The sequence below is a fragment of the Phenylobacterium sp. genome, assembly GCF_020402505.1.
GTDB lineage: Bacteria > Pseudomonadota > Alphaproteobacteria > Caulobacterales > Caulobacteraceae > Phenylobacterium.
Genome location: NZ_JADBZL010000194.1, coordinates 1 through 24,356, shown reverse-complemented (window position 1 = coordinate 24,356; position 24,356 = coordinate 1). Strand labels below are relative to the sequence as shown.

Sequence of the window (24,356 nt, the reverse complement as noted above, 5' to 3'; positions counted from 1 at the left end):
TTCCGTCAGGTTCACCATCACGGCCCCCACCATCCGACCTGCGAAAGCGGGAGCGGGCGGGTGCGTTCGGCCTGATCGAACCTCCGGCGCCGGCCCCCGCGCAATGCGGACGGGGCCGGCCGGCGGCTCCGTCCCTGGCCAACCAAGGGATAGGACCATGAGCACCCCTGACACATCGACAGACCCAGCGGCGGCGTCACGCCCGGAGGCCCGCGCGCCGCGTGGATTCGTTGATCGCCGCGCCCGCGACCTGGCCGCCGAGCGCCGGATCCTCGTCCGCGTCTCCGAGGTCTATGAGCGCTATGGGTTCGAGGCCCTCGACACCGGCGCCCTCGAGTACGCCGACGCCCTGGGCAAGTTCCTGCCGGACGCCGACCGTCCCAACGAGGGCGTCTTCGCCCTGCAGGACGACGACGACCAGTGGATGGCCCTGCGCTATGACCTCACCGCGCCCCTGGCCCGGTTCGTCGCCCAGAACCGGGAGGGCCTGACCCGGCCCTTCCGTCGCTACGCCTACGGTCCGGTCTGGCGCAACGAGAAGCCCGGCCCGGGGCGGTTCCGCGAGTTCACCCAGTGCGACGCCGACACGGTGGGCTCGGCCCGCCCGGAGGCCGACGCCGAGATCATCGCCATGGCCGCCGAGGGCCTCGCCGCCGCCGGCCTGCCCGAGGGCGGCTACGTCCTTCGCATCAACAACCGCCGCCTGCTCAACGGCCTCCTGGACCGGGCCGGCGTGGCGGACGAGGGCCAGAAGCTCGCCGTCCTGCGGGCCGTCGACAAGCTTGACCGGCTGGGGCCGGAGGGCGTCCGCCTCCTCCTCGGCGAGGGCCGGAAGGACGAGTCCGGCGCCTTCACCCGCGGGGCGGGGCTGGCGACCGCCGCCATCGACTCGGTCCTGGCCTTCACCGCCGCCGGCGCCGGCGACCGGGCCGAGACCCTGCGGAGGATCGCCGGGGTGATCGGCGGCTCGGCCGAGGGCGACGCCGGCCTTGAGGAGCTGGCGGGCATCGACCGGGCCCTGGCCGGCATGGGCGTAGGCGCAGACCGGGCGGTCTTCGACCCGTCCGTGGTCCGGGGGTTGGAGTACTACACTGGCGCGGTCTTCGAGGCTGAGCTGCGGCTGGAAACCCTGGACGAGAAGGGCCAGCCCGCCCGCTTCGGCTCGGTCGGCGGCGGCGGGCGCTATGATGACCTGATCGCCCGCTTCACCGGCGAGCGCACCCCGGCCACCGGCTTTTCCTTCGGCGTCTCGCGCCTCGCCGCCGCCCTGCGCGCCGCAGACCGGGAAAACAGTCGGGAGGCGAGGGGCCCCGTCGTGGTCATCGCCTTCTCGCCGGACGACATGGCCGCCTACTTCGCCGTGGCCGCCGAGCTCCGCGCCGCCGGGATCGCCGCCGAGGTCTATCTCGGCGCCTCGGGGATGAAGGCCCAGATGAAGTACGCCGACCGGCGTCTCTCCCCCGCCGCCGTCATCCTGGGCGGAGACGAGATCGCCGCCGGGACGGTCACCATCAAGGACCTCGACCTTGGCCGGGCCCTGGCTTCCGACGTCACGGACAACGCCGCCTGGCGGGCCGAGCGACCGGGCCAGCAGACCGTTCCGAGGGACCGGCTGGTGGCCGTGGTCCGCCACATCCTCGGAGAGGCGACATGATCCAGGAGCCCCGCCTGCCCACCGACCGGCTCGAGGCCATTCGCGCGGTCTTCCGCGAGACCGGCGCGACCTGGGTGCAGCCCCCCGTTCTCCAGCCCCTCTCCCTGGTCCTGGAGCTGGCCGGGGAAGCCCTCCGCTCGCGTCTCTATGTGCTGCAGGCCGCTGGTGGGGAAGAGGTCTGCCTGAGGCCCGATTTCACCGCCCCGGTCGCTCGCCTGCACCTTGCGTCCGGCGCCGCCTCCGGAGACTACGCTTACGAAGGGCTTGTCTTCCGCGCCTCCGAGGAGGAGGCCGGGGAGGTCCTTCAGATCGGGATCGAGCGCTTCGCGCCGGGTGGCGACCGGGTCGAGTCGGATGCGGACCTCGTGGACCTGCTCTGGCGCGCCGCCCTGGCCGGGGGGCGATGCGACCTCTCCCTGCGTCTCGGGGATGCAGGCCTCTTTCCGGTCTTCGTGGAGTCCCTCGGCCTGAACGGGGCCCTGGCGGCCCGTCTGACCCGAATGGCCGCCCGGCCCAGTCGGCTGGCGGCGGAACTCGACCGCGCCGGCGGTCCTGAGTCTGATGATCCCTCCGAAGGCGTGATCGCCCGGCGGCTGGGCGCCCTGCCGCCGGAGGAGGCCGCGGCCCTCCTGGAGGAGATCTGGATGCTGTCGGGCATCACGCCCGTCGGCGGTCGCAGCGCCGCCGAGATCGCCGCCCGCCTGGTGCGTCGGTCCGAGGCCGCCCGGGCGCCCTCCCTGTCGCCGGATCAGGCCGACGCCATTCGGGCCTTCCTGGCCGTCCGCGCCGCCCCCCGCGCCGCCCTCGAACAGCTGGGTCGTCTCGCCCCGAAGGCCGCCGACCTCGAGGCCCGGCTCGCCGACTGGGCCCGGCGCCTGGACCGGATCGAGGCGGCTACCGCCGGATCTGCGGTGGCGATCTTTGACGCCGCCCCCCGCGGCGACTTCGCCTATTACGACGGCCTTGTCGTGGAGGTCCTGTCCACCGCCCTCGGTCCCGACCGGCCCCTGGCGGCCGGAGGACGCTACGACGGCCTGCAGGCCCGTTTGTCCGGCGGCGTCGGCGGAGGGGCGGCCCTGGGCGGCATGGTCCGGCCCGGGCGGGCCATTGCGGAGACCGGACGATGAGCGACGCCCTGACCCTGGCCATCCCCTCCAAGGGGCGCCTCAAGGAACAGGTCGAGACCTGGCTGCAGGACTGCGGGCTCGGCCTCTCGATGAGCGGTGGCGACCGGGGCTATCGCGCCCGCCTGCAGGGCGTTGACGGCGTTCAGGTGCGCCTCCTGTCCGCCGGTGACATCGCTGCGGCCCTCGTGTCCGGCGAGGTCCACCTGGGCGTCACCGGAGAGGACCTGCTGCGCGAGCAGGGCGCCGAAGCCGCCGCTTCGGCCCTGCTTCTGCGCCCTCTCGGCTTCGGCCGCGCCGACCTGGTGGTCGCCGCCCCGCGGAGCTGGCTGGACGTTTCGACCATGGCCGACCTGGAGGAGGTGGCCCACGATCGTCTCGTCAGGACCGGCCGGCGTCTGCGGGTGGCGACCAAGTACCTCGTGCAGACCCGCGAGTTCTTCGCTCTGCACGGGGTGGCCGACTATCGAATCGTCGAATCCGGCGGCGCTACGGAAGGCGCGCCTGCGGCGGGCGCCGCCGACATCGTGGTGGACATCACCACGACCGGGGCGACTCTCCGGGCGAATGATCTGAAGATTCTGGAGGACGGGATCATCCTGAGGAGCGAGGCCCAACTGACCGCCGGGCTGCGAGCCCACTGGACGCAAGAGGTGATGGCGGCGGCGGAGTCCCTGGTGCGGATACTTGAAGCCCGGGCGGCCGCCCACGCCGCGGCCACCCTCATCTGGCCCGGCGGGGACGAGGACCCCATCCTTCCCGAGCTCGAGACGCTGGGCGCTGTCCGCCGTCCGAACGGTCTCCTGGCGCCCGTCGGCCTCGTCGCCCGGGTCGCGGCCCGGCTGACGGCCGCGGGCCGGGGTCCGGTGACCGCTTCACGGCCAGACTTCGTCTTCGAGACGGCCTGTCCGCCCATTGCGCGCCTGCGCACCGCCCTGGGTCAGAGTTGACAGTAATGTCAAGAAACGCGCTGCCTTGCGGATGTCTGGACGCTCTCCTGCGGGGCCGGTTGACACCGCCATGAAATTGCCTTCAAGTCGGAAGCAGCGAGAGACATGACGGCCTTCGAACCGTCGATCTCCGGCGTTTCGGGGAGGAAACGCCTTCTGAATCCAGGGTTCCAAAGCCCAAGCAACCCGCCGAAAGGCGGGTTGTTTTTTTGGGCGATCCCAAGAAGATTGACGTTTCTGTCAAATCCGGGGGTCGGACGGGCTGTCGGAGGCCTGGGCCCCCGGAAGACCACCCCGGGTTCCTCCCGCGTCCGGCCGGGGGCTGCCTGTCCTTCGCAATCCGGAGTCACCCATTCCATGCCAGGTCCGAAGGTGGTGATTGTCGGCGCGGGTCCCGCCGGCCTCATGGCGGCCGAGGTCCTGGCCCGGGGCGGCGCGCGGGTGGTCGTGCACGAACGCATGCCCAGTCCCGCCCGCCGCCTGCTCATGGCCGGCCGCGGTGGACTGAACCTGACCCACTCGGAGGCCCTGGCCGACATGCTCAGCCGCTATGGCGGTCGGGAAGAGACCCTTGCACCCCTGTTGGAGGCCTTCCCCCCCAAGGCCCTCCGCGACTGGGCGGCGAGCCTGGGCCAGGACACCTTCGTCGGCACCAGCGGACGGGTCTTTCCCCGGGTCCTCAAGGCCTCGCCCCTGGTCCGGGCCTGGCTCGCCCGCCTGGCCGGGCTGGGCGTAGAGCTCCGTCTCCGCTCGACCTGGACCGGATGGGACGCGGACGGTCATCCCCTCTTCCGGCAGGCGGAGAACGCCCCTGTCCCGGAGCCAGCCGACGCCCTCCTCCTGGCCCTCGGCGGCGCCAGCTGGCCCCGTCTCGGCGCAGACGGCGCCTGGACCGCCCTGCTGGCCTCCGCCGGCGCAGCGCCGGCGCCCCTGCGGCCGGCCAACTGCGGCTTCGTCGGAACCCTCAGCCCGACCTTGACCGACCGGTTCGCGGGGACACCCCTGAAAGCGGTTGAACTCCGGTTCGGGGAGCGCCGGGCCCGGGGGGAGGTCCTGCTGACCTCCCGGGGGCTGGAGGGGGGCGCCGTCTACGCCCTCTCAGCAGACCTGCGCGACGCCATCGCTGCGACGGGCGAGGCGACCGTCGAGATCGACCTGAGGCCGGACCGTAAGGCCGTCGACCTGGCGGCCCGGATCGGTCGCCAGGACCGGAAGGCCAGTCTCTCCAACCGGCTGAGGAAGGCCGCCTCCCTACCGCCCGCCGCCATCGCCCTGATGCGGGAAGCAGGTCCCCTGCCCGGAGACTCCCGGGTCCTGGCTGCGCGAATCAAGGCGATCCGTATTCGGTTGACGGCGACCACGGGCTTGGAGCGCGCAATCTCCACAGCTGGGGGGGTCCGGTTCGAGGACCTGGACGCGGGGCTCCAGCTCCGCGCCCGTCCCGGCGTCTGGGTCGCCGGCGAGATGCTCGACTGGGAGGCGCCCACGGGGGGCTATCTCCTGCAGGCGGTCTTCGCCACCGGCGTCCACGCCGCCCGGGACATTCTGGTCCGGGCGGGCTGAGGCGTCACCAGATCCGGGCCCTCTGGTCCGCAGGCAGGTACATGGGGTCACCCGGCTTGACGCCGAAGGCTTCATGGAAGGCGTCGATGTTCCGGACCGGCAGGTTCACGCGCGCCTGGGGCGGCGAGTGGGGCCCCGTGGTCAGCAATTGGCGCGCCCGGTCCTCCCGGAGTTTGGTCCGCCAGACCTGGGCCCACCCGTAGAAGACCCGCTGGTCGCCTGTCAGACCGTCGATCACCGGGGCTGGAGCCCCTTTCAGGGAGGCGCGGTAGCCGTCAAGCGCCAGCAGGACACCGCCGAGGTCTGCGATGTTCTCGCCCATGGTGAGGTCCCCCTTGATGAAGACGCCGGGCAGGGCCTCGAAGGCCGAGTACTGTGCGCCCAGCTTCGCGGACTCGGCCTTGAACCGTTCGGCGTCCCCGGGCGTCCACCAGTCGTTCAGGCGACCGTCCCCATCGGACTTGCGGCCCTGGTCATCGAAACCGTGGGTGATCTCGTGTCCGATCACCCCGCCAATGGCCCCGTAGTTGATCGCCATGTCGGCCTTGGGATCGAAGAAGGGCGGCTGCAGGATGCCGGCGGGGAAGACGATGACATTGCGGGTCGGGGAGTAGTAGGCGTTCACGGTCGCCGGGGTCATGGACCATTCCCGTCGGTCAACGGGCTGATCCAGGCGGGAGACAAGGCGGTTCCAGTTCCAGGCCCGGGCCCGGGAGACATCGCCGAAGAGATCTCCGGACTTCATCTCGAGCCCGGTATAGTCGCGCCAGACCTCGGGGTATCCGATCATGACGCTGAACTTCGACATCTTCTCCAGGGCCCTGGCCCGGGTCTCAGGTCCCATCCAGGAGACCCGTTCGATCCGCTTGCGCATGGCGGCCTTGATGTCGGCCACCAGTCCTTCCATGAGGGCCTTGGACTCCGGCGGGAAGTAGTTGGCCACGTAATCCCGACCCAGGGCTTCGCCAAGCTGTTCATCGACGAGGGCGACGGCTCGTTTCCAACGCGGCTGCTGCTCAGGCTGCCCGGTCAGGACCTTGCCGCGGAAGTCGAAGTTGGCCTTGTCGAAGTCTGGGGACAGGTAGGGCGCCGCCTCGTCGGCGAGACTCAGGGCCAGATAGGCCCGGAGGGTCTCAAAGGGGGTTTCAGCAAAAATGCGGGCGATCTCGGGGAGGGCCCCCATCTCGCGAACGATGACCCGGTCCACGCTGCCCAGCCCTGCGCCGGACAGGTAGTCGGCCCAGGGAAAGCCAGGCGCAATGCGGGCCAGTTCCGGAGGCGTCGCGGGATTGTAGGTGCGATCCCGGTCCCGACGTTGGGCGTTGGTCCAGGAGGCCTTTGCGATCTTCGTCTCGAACGCCAGGATGGCGTCTGCGGCCTTTCCGGGTTCGGGCCAGCCTGCCATGGCCAGCATGCGCTCGGCATAGGCTCGGTACTCCCCCCGCTGACGCTCGAAACGGGCCTCAAGATAATAGTCGCGGTCCGGCAGGTTCAGGCCGGACTGGCTCAGGTAGACGGCATAGGCCTGCGGGTTCCGGGCGTCGTCCGAGATGAATGCTGAAATGACCGAGCCGCCAAAGCTGCTGGTCGAGCGGCCCATCAGCCGCGCTGCGTCCCGGTGGTTCCGGATGGCGCGGATGTCCCTGAGCGCCCGGGCGATAGGTTTCGCCCCCAGGGCGGCGACCGCCGCCTCGTCCATAAAATTCCTGTAGAGGGTCGCAAGACGCACCCTGTCCGCCGTCGGCGCAGGGTCGGCCGCCGCCGTCTCGAGGACGGCGCGCATCCGGTTCACAGACAGCTCGCGCAGGGCGTCGAAGGCCCCGAAGCTCGAACGGTCGGCGGGAATCTGCAGTCCCTCAAGATAGGCGCCGTTGGCATGGGTGAAGAGGTCCCGGGCGGCGGGCGTCGCGGCGTCGCGCCCGGCCATATCAAAGCCCCAGGCGCCCATCCGGGGGGCGGCGAGGTCTGAGGCGACAGCGGGCAGGGCGATGGCCACAGCGATGGCCGCGATCAGAGGGCGGGCGAAGGTCATCGGGGTCTCCGGGTCCAGGCGGGTCAGGCCACGCAACATGCCGCCGACAGGCGCGACAGGCACGAGGTTTCTGCGCACCCCTTGTCGCCTGTTCCACCCCCGATTCGGAGCTGCGCGGGGGCCTCGCATCGGCCGGCCGCTTGCTCCATAGTCCGGGGCGACGAGGACGAACATGGCTCACCCCGCACCTGGCGACTTCAAGGATGTCATCCTCTTCCTGGCGACGGCGGGGATCATTGTTCCGTTGTTCCGGCGCTGGAAGATCAGTCCCATCCTCGGCTTCCTCGGCGCCGGCGTTCTCCTCGGTCCGTCAGGACTGGGCGCCCTCGGGTCCCTCGCGCCCTGGGCGGCGGAGCTGACCATCGATTCGCCGAAGGAGCTGGCTCAGCTTGGTGAGCTGGGCGTGGTCTTCCTGATGTTCATGATCGGGCTGGAGCTGTCCTGGGCCCGGCTTTGGCTCATGCGGCGCTACGTCTTCGGCCTTGGCGCGCTGCAGGTCCTGGGGTGCGGCCTTATCGTCGGCCTGACCGCCTACCTCTTCGGGGCCTCGGTGACCGCCTCCGCGGCGGTCGGCGCCGCCATGGCCCTGTCATCGACCGCAGTGGTCATGCCGATCCTTACCGAAAGTCGCCGCCAGCATGTCCAGGCGGGCCGCGTGACCTTCGCCGTCCTGCTGTTCCAGGACCTGGCCGTAGCGCCAATCCTGATCACCCTGGCCATCCTGGGGCGGAACGACGACGGCGCCCTGTCTCCGGACATCCTGCTGAGCTTCGCCCCCGCCGCCCTGGCGGTGGCCGCCCTTGTCGGGTTCGGACGCTTCCTGCTGCGCCCCATGATGCGCTCGGTGGCCAGGGCCCGCAGCGAGGAGCTGTTCATGGCCGCCTGCCTGCTGGTGGTGATCGGCTCAGGCCTGATGGCGGCCTTCGCCGGCCTGTCCATGGCCCTGGGCGCCTTTGTCGCCGGGTTGCTGCTGGCCGAGACCGAGTTCCGCCATGAGGTCGAACAGGTCATCGAGCCCTTCAAGGGCCTGCTCCTTGGCCTCTTCTTCCTGGCGGTCGGCATCGGCCTCGATGTCGGTCTGATCCTCGAACAGCCCTTCCAGGTCGTTGGGGTGACCGTCGGGTTGATGGCCCTGAACACCGCCCTGATCTTCGGACTGGCCCGCGCCTTCGGCATGGCCTGGAGGGTCGCGATCGAGACGGCCCTCCTGCTGGCCGCCAGCGGCGAGTTCGCCTTCGTCATCCTGGCTTCCGCAATGCAGCTGGGCCTCGTCCCCGACGCCCTGGGTCAGAGCCTCCTCGTCTCCGCCACCCTGTCGATGATGTGCATCCCGCTTCTGGCCGCCCTCGGGCTCCGGATCGCCGGGCGGGCGACCGGGGGGCTGGCAGAGGCGCCGCACGCCCCCGGGGCTGCGCCCGAGGGCCGGATCCTCCTCGTCGGATTCGGACGGGTCGGGCGACTGGTGGGCGAGATGCTGGATCGGCATGGCCTGCCCTGGTCAGCCATCGATCAGGACGCCGCCGTGGTCGCCCGGGGGCGCCGGTCTGGCCGAAGCCTCTATTTCGGCGACGCCTCCCGACCGGGCTTTCTTGAACGCTGCGGTCTGGACACCGCCCAGGCCCTGGTGATCACCTCGGACGCCGAGGGGGGGGATTCAGCCTCCGTGGAAGCTCTCGTGGCCTCAGTCAGAGAGAGGCGGCCGGATCTGGCCATCTTCGCCCGGGCTCGGGACAGCCAGCAGGCCTTGCGCCTTTACGATATGGGCGTCACTGACGCGGTCCCCGAGACCGTCGAGGCCAGCCTGCAGCTGTCGGAGGCGGTCCTTCTCGGCCTGGGAGCCCCCGCCGGACCTGTCATCGCCTCGATCCACGAACGACGCGACGAGTTCCGGCGCGAACTGAACAGAGGCGACGGGTTTCTCGCAAAACCCCGTCGCCGTCCTGCGGGGGTCGGATCCTGACGGCGCTTCGAGGCTTGCCAGCGGAGATTCCGGCGAATAAAGCCTGCTGTTGCGTCTGCGACACTTCCACGTGATAGTTCGCCTGATATAAGGCGAGCAAAGCGGTTTCGTCTCCGCTGAGGGCAAGAGAGGGCTCTGTTATGAAATTCAAACTTTTGGCCGGAGCGGCCCTGGCCGCCGTGACCATCGCGTCGGGGGCCTCTGCCCGCGAAGTGGGCTGGTATGGTGCGGTCGATCTTGGCTATCATTGGCCGATGGGCATCGACGGAACGTCGAGCAACAACGCCGCCAACGGCAAGCCCTACAACTGGAAGTTCAATCAGGCGGATGACTGGAGCGGTTTCGCCCGCCTTGGTTATCAGGTCTCCAGCAACTGGCGCGTCGAGCTGGAAGGCGGTTATCGCCCCGGCGACATCGAGTCGGTTCGCGGCGGCGCCAGCAACGCGATCCAGGGCCTCTGCACCGCAGGCGTGGTGCGCACCACGGCGGCCCCGAACTGCGGCTCGCCCACCGGCAGCGTGAAGACCTACACCCTGATGGGCAATGTCATTTACGACATCCTGCCGGACTCGACGCTGAACCCCTTCATCGGGGTGGGCGTGGGCATCAACCAGACCACAGCGGATGCGATCGTCGGCCAATTCTCCACGATCACCCCGGCGGGCGCTGCGGCCACCCCCGCAAACCCGGCCTATCAGAACCTGACCATCGACGATGACGATACGGCCTTTGCCTGGCAGGGTATCGCCGGCGTGGCCTGGGCCATCACCGACCGTCTGGATGCGGACCTGACCTACCGCTACCTCAGCGGCTCGGACCTGACCTTCGCGTCCAAGGGCACCCATGCCCTGCAGCCCGGCGCCTTCAACGGTGCGTATGAGGACCAGTCCCTGACCGTGGGTCTGCGTTACTCCTTCGCGCCGCCGCCGCCGCCGCCGCCTCCGCCTCCCCCGCCGCCGCCGCCGCCTCCCCCGCCGCCGCCGCCGCCTCCGCCGCCGCCGGCCTACGAGGCCAAGCAGTTTGTGGTCTACTTCCCGTTCGATCAGTCCATCCTGACGCCGGAAGCCCAGACCATCGTCACGGAAGCAGCTGAGTACGCCAAGGCCGGTAACGCGACCCGAGTGATCGTGGTCGGACACACCGACTCGTCCGGCTCGCCGGCCTACAACGTCCGGCTCTCCGAGCGCCGGGCCAAGGCCGTCGCCGACGCACTGGTGGGTCAGGGCGTGGGCCAGCAGCTGATGCAGGTCGACTGGAAGGGTGAAACCGAACTCGCGGTCGCCACCGGCGATGGCGTGAAGGAACCCTTGAACCGCCGTTCGACGATCGACATCAACTTCTGATCTCGATCGCAGGCGGAAACGCCTGGAAATACCGGGGCCCGGTCTCGCGACCGGGCCCCTTTTTCATGCCTGGCGCGCCGCCCTGGGGCATCGTGCGGCCCGGGAAGTCTGTCGCGCCCTGATGTTCACAGTCTCGTGAATCGGTGTTTCCGAGCCTCTCGAAACTCCAGCATGTTCAAGCGTCAAGCCCCCTGTTAACCTCTTGTTAGCAAAAAACTCCCGGGGACAACCCGCCCGCCCCGTTGACGAGTCATTAGGGTCATGGCCCCATGATGTTGCGTAGTCGGGCGGGGCGCCCACTAGATATAGACGTTTAATGAAGTGGTGGGCCCGGACCAGATCCGCGCCGCCAGTGAGGATTGCGGGTGCAGGGCATGAGCGGTGGTGAAGCAGTGAGGCGAGCGGTTGAGACGGAGGCAAAGGCTGCGCACGAGCGGGCGGAACGCCCCCAGCTCCAGTTGGTGCGGAAGGTCCAGGTGGACCGCTCGCGGGACGCTCTGCTGACCGACTTCGGCAAGACCACCCTGGAGGACCGCTATCTCCTCCCGGGCGAGTCCTACCAGGACATGTTTGCCCGCGTGGCCACCGCCTACGCCGACGACGCCGACCACGCCCAGAGGGTCTACGACTACATCTCCCGCCTGTGGTTCATGCCGGCCACTCCGGTCCTGTCCAATGGCGGCGCTGATCGAGGCCTGCCCATCTCCTGCTTCCTGAACGCCGTGAACGACTCCCTCGACGGGATCCAGGGCGTGTGGAACGAGAACGTCGCCCTGGCCTCCAACGGTGGCGGCATCGGCACCTATTGGGGGGGTGTCCGCTCCATCGGCGAGAAGGTGAAGGGCGCGGGCCAGACCAGCGGCATCATTCCCTTCATCCGGGTCATGGACAGCCTCACCCTGGCGATCAGTCAGGGCTCCCTGCGCCGGGGATCAGCGGCCGTCTACCTCGACATCCACCATCCCGAGATCGAGGAGTTCCTCGAAATCCGCAAGCCGTCCGGCGACTTCAACCGCAAGTCCCTGAACCTGCACCACGGCATCTCGATCACCGACGAGTTCATGGAGGCCGTGCGCGATGGCGCCGCCTTCGGCCTGCGCTCGCCCAAGACCGGCGAAGTCATCCGTGAGGTCGACGCGCGCAGTCTCTGGCAGAAGATTCTCGAGATCCGCCTGCAGACCGGCGAGCCCTACCTGATCTTCTCCGACACGGTGAACCGGGCCCTGCCCCAGCACCAGCGGGACCTCGGCCTCTCTGTCCGCCAGTCCAACCTGTGCTCGGAGATCATGCTTCACACCGGACTGGATCATCTGGGCAAGGAGCGCACCGCAGTCTGCTGCCTGTCCTCGGTGAATGCCGAGACCTTCCTGGAGTGGCGTGACCATCCGACCTTCATCGAGGACGTCATGCGTTTCCTCGATAATGTGCTCGAGGACTTCATCACCCGGGCGCCGTCCAGCATGGCCAACGCCATCTATGCCGCCCGGCGCGAGCGTTCGGTGGGCTTGGGGCTGATGGGCTTCCACTCCTTCCTGCAGATGCAGAACGTGCCCTTCGAGTCCGCTATGGCCAAGTCCTGGAACATGCGGCTCTTCAAGCACCTGCGCCGACAGTGCGACGCCGCCTCGCGCGTGCTCGCCGCCGAGCGCGGCCCCTGCCCCGACGCCGCCGAGCGTGGCGTGATGGAACGCTTCTCGCATAAGCTCGCCATCGCCCCGACCGCGTCGATCTCCATCATCTGCGGCGGGACCAGCGCGGGTATCGAGCCCATTCCGGCCAACATCTATACCCACAAGACCCTGTCCGGCACCTTCGCCGTCCGCAATCCCTACCTGGAGCGACTGCTCGAGGCCCGGGGCCAGAACATCCCGTCCGTCTGGGACTCGATCCTCGAAAACGAGGGGTCGGTCCAGCACCTCGACGTCTTGACCCAGGATGAGAAGGACGTCTTCAAGACCGCCTTCGAACTGGACCAGCGCTGGGTGGTCGAGCTGGCCGCCGATCGTACGCCGGACATCTGCCAGTCCCAGTCTGTGAACATCTTCCTGCCGGGCGACGTCGACAAGTGGGACCTGCACATGCTGCACTGGTCCGCCTGGGAGCAGGGGTGCAAGTCCCTGTACTACCTGCGCTCGAAGTCCGTGCAGCGGGCGGCCCACGCCGGCGCCGAGGCGGCTGAAGCCGTCGACATGTCCGACGCCGCCCGTACGGACTACGAGGAATGCCTGGCCTGCCAGTAGGCCAGGTATCCCCCGTCCGTTCACAACATGTTGGGCCCGGCGAAGCGAGACCCCCTAGATATCGGCTCCAAGCCGTGTCTAGATCGCCCTCCGACCTGAAGTCTTCCACCGTTTTCCCGAGGAGAGCCTGACCGTGCCCGCCAAGTCCGCCCTGCCTGGCCTGCTCACCCCGTCCTACGCCTACAAGCCCTTCCGCTATCCCTGGGCCTACGAGTTCTGGAAGCGCCAGCAGCAGGTCCACTGGATGCCGGAGGAGGTGCCCCTCGGCGAGGACCTCAAGGACTGGGCGGCCAAGCTCAACGACCGCGAGCGGAATCTCCTCACCCAGATCTTCCGCTTCTTCACCCAGTCGGACGTCGAAGTGAACGACAACTACATGGAGCGCTATTCCCGCGTCTTCCGTCCGACCGAGATCAAGATGATGCTGGCCTCGTTCTCCAACATGGAGACGATCCACATCGCCGCCTACGCCCTGCTGCTCGAGACCATCGGCATGCCCGATTCCGAGTTCACGGCCTTCCTGGAGTTCCAGGAGCTGAAGGCCAAGCACGACTACATGCAGCAGTTCGGCGTTGACACCGAGGCGGACATCGCCCGGACCCTCGCCATGTTCGGCGCCTTCACCGAGGGTCTGCAGCTGTTCGCCAGCTTCGCCATGCTGATGAACTTCCCGCGGCACAACAAGATGAAGGGCATGGGTCAGATCGTGTCCTGGTCGGTGCGGGACGAGAGCCTGCACTGCGAGGGCATCATCAAGCTCTATCACGCCTTCAACCAGGAGACGGGGGCAGTCACCGCCGCCGTGGCGGACGACATCGTCGACTGCTGCAAGACCGTGGTCAGCCTCGAGGACAAGTTCATCGACCTGGCCTTCTCGGCCGGCGAGGTCCAGGGCATGACCCCCGACGACATCAAGGCCTACATCCGCTTCATCGCGGACTGGCGCCTGCGCCAGCTGGCCCTGCCGGAGGTCTACGGGGTGAAGGAGAACCCCCTGCCCTGGCTGCAGTCGATGATCTCGGGCGTCGAGCACGCCAACTTCTTCGAGGCCCGGTCCACAGAGTACTCCAAGGCGGCGACCCGGGGGCAATGGCACGGAGAGGCCGGCGTCTGGACCGAGTTCGACCGCCTCATGGCCCGCCGCAGCGTCCCGGCGGAGCCCGCCGAGTAGGCGCTCCGGTCAGGCGGTCCGCCGGCCCATCAGCTCCATCAGCGCCGCCACGCGGTTGGCGGTGGACGGGTGGGTCGAGAACAGGTTGTCCATCCCCTCCCCGTGCAGGGGGTTGATGATGAACATGTGGCTGGTGGCCGGATTGGCCTCGGCGTCCGGGTTGCGGACCCCGTGGGCGTAGGCCTCGATCTTCCGCAGGGCGCTCGCCAGGGCCTCCGGGTCGCCGGAAATCTCGGCCCCCGCCCGGTCGGCCTCGTACTCGCGGCTTCTGCTGATGGCCATCTGCACCAGGGCGGCGGCGATCGGCGCCAGGATCATGACCACAATGCCCAGGAGGCCCGCCCCCCGGCGTTCGCTGTCGCCCGACAGTCCGCTGAAGGCCGCCAGGTTGGCCAGGGTGGAGATCGCGCCCGCAATCGTCGCCGTCACCGTCATGGTCAGAGTGTCGCGGTGCTTCACGTGGGCCAGTTCATGAGCCATGACGCCCCGGATCTCGCGCCGGTCCAGCATCTCCAGGAGACCTCGGGTCGCGGCGACTGCGGCGTTCTCGGGGTTCCGGCCGGTGGCGAAGGCGTTGGGCTGGTCCTGGTCGATGATGTAGATCTTCGGCAGAGGCATCTGCGCCCGGGCCGCCAGGTCGCGGACGTCCGAGGCGTAGGCCCTCACGCGCGGGTCCGGGTGGGAGTCGTCCACCGGCGCCGCCCGGTACATCTTCAGGACGATCTTGTCCGAGTTCCAGTAGCTGAAGAGATTCATCGCCACGGCCAGGCCGAAGGCGATCAGCATGCCGTTCAGGCCGGCCATGCTGTAGCCGATCCCCACGAAGATGGCCGTCAGCGCGGCCAGCAGGGTGAAGGTCTTCAGGGTATTTCGCATCGGGTTCCGCCCCATGGAGTCTGACCGCCGGAATATGGGGAGACGGGCGCGCGGGTGGAAGACCGCCTTCACACCGGCTTGGACGCCTCCTCTTCCCCTGGCCCGATCTGATTCTCCCACTTGGCCACCACGGCGCTGGCCACCGAGTTGCCCACCACGTTGGTGGCTGACCGGCCCATGTCGAGCAGCTGGTCCACGGCCAGGATGATGCCGATCCCGGCCTCCGGCAGGCCGAAATAGGCCAGGGTCGCAGCGATCACGACGATGGAGGCCTTGGGCACGCCGGCCATACCCTTCGAGGTCACCATCAGCAGGCCAAGCATGGTGATCTGCTGCATCAGGGTCAGCTCGATCCCGTAGATCTGGGCGATGAACAGGGTGGCGAAAGTGCAATACATCATCGACCCGTCCAGGTTGAACGAGTAGCCGAGGGGCAGGACGAAGCTCGCCACCTTGCGGGAGACGCCGAACTTCTGCAGCGCCGCCAGGGTGCCGGGGTAGGCCGCCTCCGAAGAGGCGGTCGAGAAGGCCAGCAGCATGGGCTCGCGGATTCCCGCGATGAGCTTCAGTCCGCGAAGGCCCACGACGAGGATCAGGGCGGCCAGCAACAGGGTCCAGAGGGCGCCGAGCGAGAGGTAGAAGCCGCCGACGAACTTGGCGTAGGCCCCCAGGATATCGAGACCCTTGGTGGCGATCACCGAGGCGAGAGAGGCGAAGATAGCCGCCGGCGACACCAGCATGACGTATCCGGTCACCTTCAGCATGATGGCCGAGACCTGCTCCACCAGGTTCAGCACCGCCGGCGCACGGTCGTCGATCGAGGCCACAGCTGTCCCGACGAAGACCGAAAACACCACGATCGGCAGGATTTCGTTGTTGGCCATAGCCTTGATGATGGAGTCCGGCACCAGGTGGGTGGTCAGGAACTCCTTCAGGGTCAGCTTGGCCGCCGGCGCAACCGCCCGGTCCGCCAGGGCTGAGGGGTCCAGCGACATGCCGGCGCCCGGCTGGATCAGATGAACCATCAACAGGCCCACCGTCAGCGAGACGATGGAGGCCAGCAGGAACCAGGCGATGGACTTTACCCCCACCCGGCCGACCGCCGCGGCGTCCTCCATGTGGGCGATCCCCGCCACAAGAGTGGCGAAGACCAGGGGGGCGATGATCATCTTGATCATGCGCAGGAAGATGGTGGTGATGACCGACAGGCCCTCGGCGAAGGCCCCCGCCTGCTCCGCGGAAAGGAAGGTGTGGGCGGCCCAGCCGGCCAGGACGCCCAGCACCATGGCGGCGACGACAAAGATGTTGAACAGGCGCATGACGTCCCCCCCGAGTTTGGCCCCCCCGTCTTTTGGCCAAGAACACACCCGCCGTCCATCCCGGGCCGGGCGCCCCTCGGCATTGGGCGAGGAGCGCGCTATGAAGGGGCATGACGCCAAACACCGACGCTGTGCGCATCTGTGATGCGCTGGAGGCCGAGTACGACGCCTCCGTCACCGCCCTGAGAACCGCCCTGAATGATTTCCTGTCCGGCGGCGTTCCGCCGGACCCGGCCCTGCGGGCCTCAGGGGCCTTCGCCTATCCCAGCCTCAGGCTGGTCTGGCCTGCAGGTCAGGGCTATCCACGCCTCGCCCGGGCCTATGCCCGCCTGGGCGCCCCGGGCGCCTACGAGACCACAGTCACCCGCCCCCGGCATTTCCGGGATTTCCTGGTCGAGCAGCTCTCCCTCCTGATGGCGGATTTCGACGTCACGGTCAGCGTCGGCCGTTCCGCCCAGGAAATGCCCTTCGCCTATGTCCTTGACGCCTCGGTCGACCTCGCCCAGGCCGATGTCGGCGCTGTCGAGATCGCCCGGCACTTCCCCACGACCGAGCTGGCCCACATCGGCGACGAGGTGGCGGACGGACTCTGGGTCTCGCCGCCTGAGGCGGCCCGCCCTCTCGCCCTTTTCGACGGCCTGCGGACCGACTTCTCCCTTGCCCGGCTCACCCACTACACAGGGACACCGGCTGAGCACGTCCAGTCCTATGTCCTCTTCACCAACTATCACCGCTATGTGGACGAGTTCGTCCGCTGGTCCTGTGAGCGCCTGCGCGCCGACGAGGGCTACACCGCCCTCTCTACCGCCGGAGGCGTCCTGGTCACCCGGGACACGCCTAATCCCGAGCAGGTCGTCGCCGACGCCACGTGGCGGCGCCACCAGATGCCCGCCTATCACCTCATGGCGCCCGGTCGTCGGGGCGTGACCCTGGTCAACATCGGCGTGGGCCCCTCGAACGCCAAGACCATCACCGATCACCTGGCGGTCCTCAGGCCCGAGGCCTGGCTGATGATCGGCCACTGCGGCGGGCTGCGCGGCTCGCAGACCATCGGCGACTACGTCCTGGCCCACGCCTACCTGCGCGACGATCACGTTCTCGACGACGTCCTGCCGCCCGAGATTCCGATCCCGCCCATCGCCGAGGTCCAGGTGGCCCTGGGCCGGGCGGCTGAGACCGTCACCGGCGAGAGCGGCGAGGCCCTCAAGCGGCGCCTGCGCACCGGCACCGTGGTCACCACCGATGACCGTAACTGGGAGCTGCGGTACTCGTCCAGCGCCCTCAGGTTCAACCAGTCGCGGGCCGTAGCCATCGACATGGAGAGCGCCACCATCGCCGCCCAGGGCTACCGGTTCCGGGTGCCCTACGGCACGCTGCTCTGCGTGTCCGACAAGCCCCTGCACGGCGAGATCAAGCTGCCTGGCCAGGCCAACGCCTTCTATGATCGGGCCATCGGCCAGCACCTGCAGATCGGCCTCGCCACGATCGACCTTCTTCGCCGGGAGGGCGCCGGCCTGCACTCGCGCAAGCTGCGCAGCTTTGACGAGCCGCCCTTCCGCTGATCGCGGGTGCTGACATGCGCGCCGGCTTCCCCTAATCGTCGCACGCCGAACAGGGAGGGCGACATGCAGAGCTTCCAGCCGCCGAGACGCATCCTCATGGGCCCGGGCCCTTCCGACGTCAGCCCGCGGGTGCTGTCGGCCCTGGCCCGGCCGACGGTCGGGCACCTGGATCCCGCCTTCCAGGACCTGATGGAAGAGATCAAGGCCGCCCTGGCTCGGCTCTTCAATGCGCCTGACCACGCCTGCGTGCCTCTGCCCGCCCCCGGGACGGCGGGCATGGAGGGCGCCCTCATGAACCTGCTGGAGCCGGGCGATCGGGCGGTGATCGCCGTCAACGGCGTCTTCGGCGGCCGCATGGTCGACATGGCGGGCCGGGCCGGCGCCGAGGTGGTCCGGGTCGACGCTCTCTGGGGCGAACCCGTCGATGTCGCCGCGGTCGAGGCCGCCCTGGCCTCTGGCCCCGCCAAGGTCCTCGCCTTCGTCCACGCCGAGACCTCCACGGGCGTGCGCTCCGACGCCGCCGCCCTCTGCGCCCTGGCCCGCCGTCACGGCGCCCTGTCCATCGTCGACTGCGTGACCTCCCTCGGCGGCGTGCCGGTGGACGCCGCAGGCTGGGACGCCGACGTCCTCTATTCCGGCACGCAGAAGTGCCTCTCGGCGCCTCCCGGCCTGTCTCCCGTCGCCTTCTCCCGCCGCGCCCTGGACGCCGTCGCCGCCCGCACCACGCCGGTGCGGAACTGGCTCCTCGATGTCAGCCTGCTGATGGCCTATTGGGGCGGCGAGGGGGGGCGGACTTATCACCACACCGCGCCCATCAACGCCCTCTACGGCCTGCATGAATCCCTCGTGGCCCTCTTCGAGGAGGGCCAGCAGGCCGTCTTCGTGCGTCACGCCCGGATGCACGAGGCCCTGGTCGCCGGCCTGGAGGCCCTCGGGCTGCAGATGCTGGTCGCCCCCGAACATCGCCTGCCGCAGCTGAACACCGTCCGGGTTCCCGAGGGTGTCGACGAGGCGGCCGTGCGGGCCCACATGCTGGCGCGCTGGGACCTGGAGATCGGCGCGGGCCTCGGACCCCTGAAGGGAAAGGTCTGGCGGATCGGCCTCATGGGCGCCTCGGCGACCCCCTGGCATGTCCGGCTCTGCCTCACCGCCCTGGCGGACGCCCTGGCGGCCCAGGGCCGGCCGGTGGATCTCGCCGCCGCCCTCGCCGCCGCCGGGGCGCACCTGGGCTGACAGGCGGCGCGGGCGGGCGCATAATCGTGCCTCCAGGTCTGGTCAGGAGCCCGCCATGAACGATGACGTCCAACGCCCCGGTTCGCCTCCGTCGGACACCGGCCTGTCCCGGCGCGATCTCGGCCTTATCGCCGCCGGCGCCGCCGTGGCCGCTTCGGCGCCGGCCGCCGCCGCGCCCCTGAAGGTCATGGAAATGGACGTCGAGGTCCAGACGCCTGACGGCCTCTGCGACGCCGTCTTCGTCCACCCCACGGGAAGGGCCCCCGCCGGCGGCTGGCCTGCGGTCCTGGTCTGGACCGACATCATGGGCCTGCGCCCGGTCTTCCGGCAGATGGCGGGGCGCATGGCCGCCGAGGGCTACGCCGTCCTGGTCCCCAATCCCTTCTACCGGAAGGGCCGCGCGCCCATCCCGGCGGGTCCCGTCAACTGGGCCGATCCCGCCGACCGGGCGAAGCTGATGGAGCTCAGATCCGCCCTCACCCCCGAGGCGACGGCCCGTGACGCCATCGCCTGCTTCGCATGGCTCGACGGCCAGTCCCTGGTCGACCCCGGCAAGGGCGCCGGCGTCCAGGGCTACTGCATGGGCGGGCCGATGTCCTTCCTCGCCGCCGCCGCCCTCCCGGACCGGATCGCCGCCGTCGGCTCCTTCCACGGTGGAGGCCTCGTCACCGCCGCGCCGGACAGCCCGCACCGGCTGATCGCCCGCACACGGGCCGAGTTCCTCGTGGCCATCGCCGAGGACGACGACCAGAAGGAGCCCCAGGCCAAGGAGGCTCTCCGCGCCGCCTTTCGCGCCGCCGGCAGACTCGCGGAGGTCGAGGTCTACGCGGGGGCCCGCCATGGATGGTGTGTTCCGGGATCCGCCGTCTACAATCCGGAGGCCGCCGAGCGGGCCTGGTCAGCCCTCCTCGCCCTCTACCGCCGCCGCCTCACCTGACCGGCGGCTGCGCCGGGCGCGGAAGAATCCCTTGAGGAGGTCCGAGGCCTCAGACGCCAGGACCCCGCCCTGGACCTCCGGCCGCCAGTGGCAGGTGGGCTGGTCGAAGACGCGTGCGCCATGCACCACGCCGCCGCCCTTGGGATCCTCCGCGCCGAACACCACCCGCCCGATCCGGGCGTGGCTGATCGCCCCGGCGCACATGGGGCAGGGCTCCAGGGTCACGTAAAGGGTCAGTCCGGTCAGTCGGTAGTTGCCCCGCTTCCGGGCCGCCGCCCTCAGGGCGCGAATCTCCGCATGGGCGGTGGGGTCGGACTCGCCGATCGGAGCGTTGCCAGCTGCTGCGACGACTTCGCCGGTCGCCGGATCGACCACGACGGCGCCCACGGGGGTCTCCCCCCGGTCCGCGGCGGCTTGCGCCTCGGCCAGCGCAATGCGCATGTACTCCGGATCATGGTCCACGATCCGTTACGAACCCCTGGCGGCGACGAAGGTCAATCCCCGGAGGGCGGCGGCGAGCGCATCGCCAAGGCCCTGGCCCGGGCCGGGGTCGCCTCGCGCCGCGAGGTCGAGCGCCTGATCGCCGAGGGGCGGGTCGCCATCAATGGCCGGACCCTGACGACCCCGGCCGTCCGGATCGAGGCCGACGACATCCTCACCGTCGATGGCGAGGTGGTGGGCGAGGCCGAGCCCGTGCGCCTGTTCCGGTATCATAAGCCCGCGGGCCTGGTGACCTCGCACAAGGACCCCCAGGGTCGACCCACCGTCTTCCAGGGTCTGCCCCAGGGCCTGCCCCGGCTGATCTCCGTCGGCCGCCTCGACCTTGCCACCGAAGGCCTCCTCCTGCTGACCAATGACGGAGGCGTGGCCCGCGCTCTGGAACTGCCATCCACGGGCCTTGTCCGCCGCTACCGGGCCCGCGCCTTCGGCCGGATCACCCAGGATCGGCTCGACGCCCTGAAGGCTGGAGTGACCGTCGACGGGGTGCGCTATGGCCCCGTAGAGGCGGTGATCGACAAGGCCCGGGACGGCGCCTCGGGCGCCAATCTCTGGATCACCGTCACCCTTTCCGAGGGCAAGAACCGCGAGGTTCGCAAGGTGCTCGAATCGGTGGGCCTGAAGGTCAACCGGCTGATCCGCCTCGCCTACGGTCCCTTCGCCCTGTCGACCCTGCCCCCCGGCGAGATCGAGGAGGTGGGGCCCCGCGTGATCCGCGAGCTCTTCAGCGACCTGATCCCGCCTGAGGACCTGCCCAGGGGCGACAAGCCGAAGTGGAGCCGACGGGCCCCGGTTTCAGAGAAGCGCCGGGAAGCTGCGTCGGAGGCCGTCACCTCTCCTGAAGCCGCCGCAGACCGGGCCCGGCCCGCCTACAAGCCCGGTTGGGCGCGACCCAAGGCCAAGGCCCGGCCCGCAGGCGCCCGTCCACTGCGCAAACCCGGCTCCGGACGGAAGGATGCGGCCCGGCCCGGCATGACCGACATGGGAAAGCCTGCCGGAGCCCCGAAGGCCCGTTCCGGCCCGACCCGCGCCGTCAAATCTTCTGGATCTCCACCGGTCGGCGGGCGCCCTCCAGGGCCGCGCGGGCCGAAGCGGTCCGCATCACCTCCAGGAAGGAACGGCGCTCCTCGGAAAGGCCCTCCGAAAGGGGGCGGTCGAGGGCCGCGCGGGTAAGCCGCTTGGCGGCGGCGATACCCTCGGCCCCGCGCCCCTCCCACTCCCGCGCCATCTCCAGGGCCCGGGCCAGGGGATCGGCCGAAAGCTCATGCACCAGGCCGATGGCGTGGGCCTCCGCGCCCGTGAAGGTCAGGCCGCGCAGGATGATCTCCAGGGCTTTGGCCTCGCCCACCACCCGGGGCAGGCGCTGGGTGCCGCCGCCGCCGGGGAAGATTCCGATCCGGGTCTCGGGCAGGCCGATCGAGGCCGCGTCCGGCGTCGCGATCCGGATGTCGCAGGCCAGGGCCAGCTCGAAGCCGCCGCCCTGGCACAGGCCGTTGATGGCCGCCACCACGGGCTTGTCCGCCGCAAAGATGATGTCCGTCAGCTCCAGGAAGCCGGGCGGCGGCGGCGGGGCGTCGGCGCGCGGTGGGGCCGGCGGCGGGCCGTCCTGCAGGCGGGCGCTCATGTCGGCCAGCTCGTCCACGTCGTAGTGCCGGATGAAGATGCCGGGCACGCCTCCGGTCAGGACCAGGCAGCGCACCTCGGGGTCGTCCAGTGCGGCCTTGGCCTCGGCGTACATCTCCCGGGCGCCGGCGGCGGTCATCGTGCCCCAGGGCGGGTTGGCGTAGGTCAGCACCACCGCCGCCCCCTTGCGTTCGCGGGTCACCAGGCTCATCAGGACCTCCCTGTCTGTCTCCATCCCGCCACCACCCTAGACCTGACCGAGGCGATCCCGCCATGCGCATTGTTTCCGGCGCCCTGAAGGGCCGAAGCCTCGCCGCGCCGCCGGGCCAGGGCACCCGGCCCACCTCCGACCGCGCCCGCCAGGCGGTCTTCAACATCCTGGAGCACGCCGACTGGGCCCCGCCCCTCGCGGGCGCCCGGGTCATCGACCTCTTTGCGGGTTCGGGCGCCCTGGGCTTCGAGGCCCTCTCCCGCGGGGCCGCCTTCTGCCTCTTCGTGGAGACCGACGCCGCCGCCCGGGGCGCCATCCGCGACAACGCCGAGGCCTTCGCCCTGTTCGGGCGCACCCGGATCCACCGCCGCGACGCGACAGACCTGGGGGTGCGTCCCGGCGCCGACGGCCCGGCCTTCACCCTGGCCTTCCTAGACCCGCCCTACGGCAAGGGCCTCGGCGAGACCGCCCTGGCCCGCCTGCGCGAAGGCGGCTGGCTGGCCACTGGCGCCCTCGCAGTGCTGGAGACCGGCGCCGGCGAGCCGACCCCCGACGCCCCGGGCTACACCCTCCTCGACGCCCGCACCTGGGGCGCAGCGAAGGTCTGGTTCCTGCAGCTGGAGGGAGGGGAGGGGTAGGCGGGCCACCGGGCGGCGGTCGCCGGATTGGGCCTGTCACAAATCTGCTCTAGGGTGACTCCCGTCTGTTGCGGAGGTTCCATGTCCCAAGCCCCGCCCCCGTCACGCCGGGGTCTTCTTCTCTCCCTCGCCGCGGGCGCAACGAGCCTCGTTCCCACCTGGCGGGCCAGGGCCAATCCCGTCTTTGCTGACTTCCCCTTTCAGCTCGGGGTCGCGGCGGGTGATCCCGTCGAGGATGGCTTCGTGATCTGGACCCGCCTCGCCCCGAAGCCGCTGGAACCCGGCGGCGGCATGCCCCCGGTGGCGGCTCCCGTCACCTGGGAGGTCGCGGCGGACCCAGGCTTCACCCAGGTGGTGCGGCGCGGCGAAGCCCTCGCCCGTCCGGAGCTCGGGCACTCTGTTCATGTGGAGGTGGCGGGCCTGGAGCCGGACCGGGACTACGCCTATCGCTTCCTGGCGGGAGGCGAGGCCTCGCCCCCGGGGCGCGCCCGGACGACGCCGACCCGGTCCGCCCAGCCCCGCCGGGCCCGCTTTGGCGTCGTCGGCTGCCAGTCCTACGAGCAGGGCCTCTATACGGCGCACCGCAGGATCGCCGAGGAGGGCCTGGACTTCATCTACTGCTACGGCGACTACATCTACGAGGGCCGCGGTGCGGCCGCCCCGCCCCGGCCCGGGTCCCCCCGCGCCCATCTCGGCGGGGAGATCTATTCCCTCGACGATTACCGGCGACGCTACGCCCAGTACAAGATGGACCCGGACCTTCAGGCCAGCCACGCCTCCGCCGCCTGGTTCTGCACCTGGGACGACCACGAGATCGACAACAACTGGGTCGGAGACAAGGACCAGGACGGGACGCCGCCGGAGATCTTCAACCTTCGCCGCCAGGCGGCCGTCCAGGCCTATTACGAGCACATGCCCCTGCGGGCCTCGTCCTTTCCCCGGGGGGCCGGGATGCAGGTCTATCGCAGCGCCGCCTGGGGGCGGCTGCTCGACCTGAATCTCCTCGACACCCGGTCCTTCCGCACCGACCAGCCCTGCGGCGACAAGTGGGCGACCACCTGCGACGCGGTCCGCGACTCCGCCGCCCAGGTTCTGGGTCAGGCGCAGGAGGCCTGGCTGTTCCGCAACCTGGCGCGTTCGCAGGCGCACTGGAAGGTCCTCGCCCAGCAGATCATGGTGATGGACCTGGAGCGCCGGGAAGGCCCCGAGCCCGGCTACAACCTCGACACCTGGGCGGGCTACGCCGTACCCAGGTCCCGGCTCCTCGCCCATCTCAGGGACCGGCGGATCCGGAACACCGTGGTGCTGACCGGCGATGAACACCAGCACTATGCGGGCGAACTGTTCCGCGACAGCCGCAACCCCGTCGGCTCACCTCTCGCGGTGGAGTTCGTCGCCACCTCCATCAGTTCCGGTGGCGAC

At 69.8% G+C, this 24,356-nt stretch carries 18 protein-coding genes and 1 pseudogene; 14 read left to right on the top strand and 5 right to left on the bottom strand.

The window, feature by feature from the left end:
• Positions 1 to 157: 157 nt before the first annotated feature.
• From hisS to IM632_RS13125, 4 genes are all read left to right on the top strand, one after another.
• The gene (hisS, locus tag IM632_RS13140; RefSeq protein ID WP_296483797.1) at positions 158 to 1,654 is read left to right on the top strand and encodes a histidine--tRNA ligase; all 1,497 of its coding nucleotides are present in this window, start codon (positions 158 to 160) and stop codon (positions 1,652 to 1,654) included.
• A complete protein-coding gene (locus IM632_RS13135; protein WP_296483794.1) occupies positions 1,651 to 2,781 on the top strand; it encodes an ATP phosphoribosyltransferase regulatory subunit in 1,131 nt (376 codons plus the stop codon). Before hisS ends, IM632_RS13135 begins: the two co-directional genes overlap by 4 nt.
• Positions 2,778 to 3,728 carry an ATP phosphoribosyltransferase gene (gene hisG / locus IM632_RS13130; protein ID WP_296483791.1) on the top strand — a complete coding sequence of 317 codons (951 nt, stop codon included), beginning with the start codon at positions 2,778 to 2,780 and terminating at the stop codon, positions 3,726 to 3,728. Before IM632_RS13135 ends, hisG begins: the two co-directional genes overlap by 4 nt.
• Before the next feature lie 357 nt (positions 3,729 to 4,085).
• Positions 4,086 to 5,291 (top strand): TIGR03862 family flavoprotein, encoded by a 1,206-nt coding sequence (locus tag IM632_RS13125; protein WP_296483788.1) that lies wholly within the window; start codon positions 4,086 to 4,088, stop codon positions 5,289 to 5,291.
• 4 nt (positions 5,292 to 5,295) lie between these two features.
• Here IM632_RS13125 and IM632_RS13120 read toward each other — a convergent pair whose 3' ends face one another.
• Positions 5,296 to 7,401 (bottom strand): M13 family metallopeptidase, encoded by a 2,106-nt coding sequence (locus IM632_RS13120; RefSeq protein ID WP_296483785.1) that lies wholly within the window; start codon positions 7,399 to 7,401, stop codon positions 5,296 to 5,298.
• A 94-nt stretch (positions 7,402 to 7,495) separates the two neighbouring features.
• Between IM632_RS13120 and IM632_RS13115 the strand changes: the two genes are divergently transcribed.
• The 4 genes from IM632_RS13115 to IM632_RS13100 all read left to right on the top strand — a co-directional run bounded on the left by IM632_RS13115 (position 7,496) and on the right by IM632_RS13100 (position 14,037).
• Entirely contained in the window at positions 7,496 to 9,283 is a 1,788-nt protein-coding gene (locus IM632_RS13115; RefSeq protein ID WP_296483783.1) for a cation:proton antiporter, read from the top strand.
• A gap of 140 nt (positions 9,284 to 9,423) precedes the next feature.
• Positions 9,424 to 10,626: an OmpA family protein gene (locus IM632_RS13110; RefSeq protein WP_296483780.1), complete on the top strand. Its 1,203-nt coding sequence runs from the start codon at positions 9,424 to 9,426 to the stop codon at positions 10,624 to 10,626.
• A gap of 374 nt (positions 10,627 to 11,000) precedes the next feature.
• Positions 11,001 to 12,866 (top strand): ribonucleoside-diphosphate reductase subunit alpha, encoded by a 1,866-nt coding sequence (locus IM632_RS13105; protein ID WP_296483777.1) that lies wholly within the window; start codon positions 11,001 to 11,003, stop codon positions 12,864 to 12,866.
• Between the two features lie 127 nt (positions 12,867 to 12,993).
• Positions 12,994 to 14,037, top strand: a complete 1,044-nt coding sequence (locus IM632_RS13100; RefSeq protein ID WP_296483818.1) for a ribonucleotide-diphosphate reductase subunit beta — start codon at positions 12,994 to 12,996, stop codon at positions 14,035 to 14,037.
• A gap of 9 nt (positions 14,038 to 14,046) precedes the next feature.
• Here the strand turns inward: IM632_RS13100 and htpX are convergent, their stop codons facing one another.
• Positions 14,047 to 14,913 (bottom strand): zinc metalloprotease HtpX, encoded by an 867-nt coding sequence (gene htpX, locus IM632_RS13095; protein ID WP_293521122.1) that lies wholly within the window; start codon positions 14,911 to 14,913, stop codon positions 14,047 to 14,049.
• Positions 14,914 to 14,981: 68 nt separating this feature from the next.
• Positions 14,982 to 16,232, bottom strand: coding sequence for a dicarboxylate/amino acid:cation symporter (locus tag IM632_RS13090; protein WP_296483774.1), 1,251 nt, complete (start codon positions 16,230 to 16,232; stop codon positions 14,982 to 14,984).
• A gap of 110 nt (positions 16,233 to 16,342) precedes the next feature.
• Here IM632_RS13090 and IM632_RS13085 point away from each other — a divergent pair, with 110 nt between their 5' ends.
• From IM632_RS13085 to IM632_RS13075, 3 genes are all read left to right on the top strand, one after another.
• Positions 16,343 to 17,794: an AMP nucleosidase gene (locus IM632_RS13085; RefSeq protein WP_296483772.1), complete on the top strand. Its 1,452-nt coding sequence runs from the start codon at positions 16,343 to 16,345 to the stop codon at positions 17,792 to 17,794.
• Between the two features lie 63 nt (positions 17,795 to 17,857).
• Positions 17,858 to 19,027 carry an alanine--glyoxylate aminotransferase family protein gene (locus tag IM632_RS13080; RefSeq protein ID WP_296552432.1) on the top strand — a complete coding sequence of 390 codons (1,170 nt, stop codon included), beginning with the start codon at positions 17,858 to 17,860 and terminating at the stop codon, positions 19,025 to 19,027.
• A gap of 55 nt (positions 19,028 to 19,082) precedes the next feature.
• Positions 19,083 to 19,964, top strand: coding sequence for a dienelactone hydrolase family protein (locus tag IM632_RS13075; protein WP_296483982.1), 882 nt, complete (start codon positions 19,083 to 19,085; stop codon positions 19,962 to 19,964).
• Here IM632_RS13075 and IM632_RS13070 read toward each other — a convergent pair.
• Complete coding sequence (locus IM632_RS13070) at positions 19,926 to 20,405, bottom strand: nucleoside deaminase (RefSeq protein ID WP_296483986.1); 480 nt, start codon at positions 20,403 to 20,405, stop codon at positions 19,926 to 19,928. The genes IM632_RS13075 and IM632_RS13070 overlap by 39 nt on opposite strands.
• 12 nt (positions 20,406 to 20,417) lie before the next feature.
• Here IM632_RS13070 and IM632_RS13065 point away from each other — a divergent pair, with 12 nt between their 5' ends.
• Positions 20,418 to 21,635, top strand: a complete 1,218-nt coding sequence (locus IM632_RS13065; RefSeq protein ID WP_296483980.1) for a pseudouridine synthase — start codon at positions 20,418 to 20,420, stop codon at positions 21,633 to 21,635.
• Here IM632_RS13065 and IM632_RS13060 read toward each other — a convergent pair.
• Positions 21,589 to 22,224, bottom strand: a pseudogene (locus IM632_RS13060) (enoyl-CoA hydratase/isomerase family protein); the annotation flags it as partial. The gene IM632_RS13065 and the pseudogene IM632_RS13060 overlap by 47 nt on opposite strands.
• Before the next feature lie 134 nt (positions 22,225 to 22,358).
• Between IM632_RS13060 and rsmD the strand changes: the two are divergent.
• Both rsmD and IM632_RS13050 read left to right on the top strand, forming a co-directional pair.
• On the top strand, positions 22,359 to 22,934 hold the full coding sequence (gene rsmD, locus IM632_RS13055; RefSeq protein ID WP_296483977.1) for a 16S rRNA (guanine(966)-N(2))-methyltransferase RsmD: 576 nt from the start codon (positions 22,359 to 22,361) through the stop codon (positions 22,932 to 22,934).
• An 81-nt stretch (positions 22,935 to 23,015) separates the two neighbouring features.
• On the top strand, positions 23,016 to 24,356 hold a 1,341-nt coding region (locus IM632_RS13050; RefSeq protein WP_296552430.1), incomplete at its 3' end, for an alkaline phosphatase D family protein.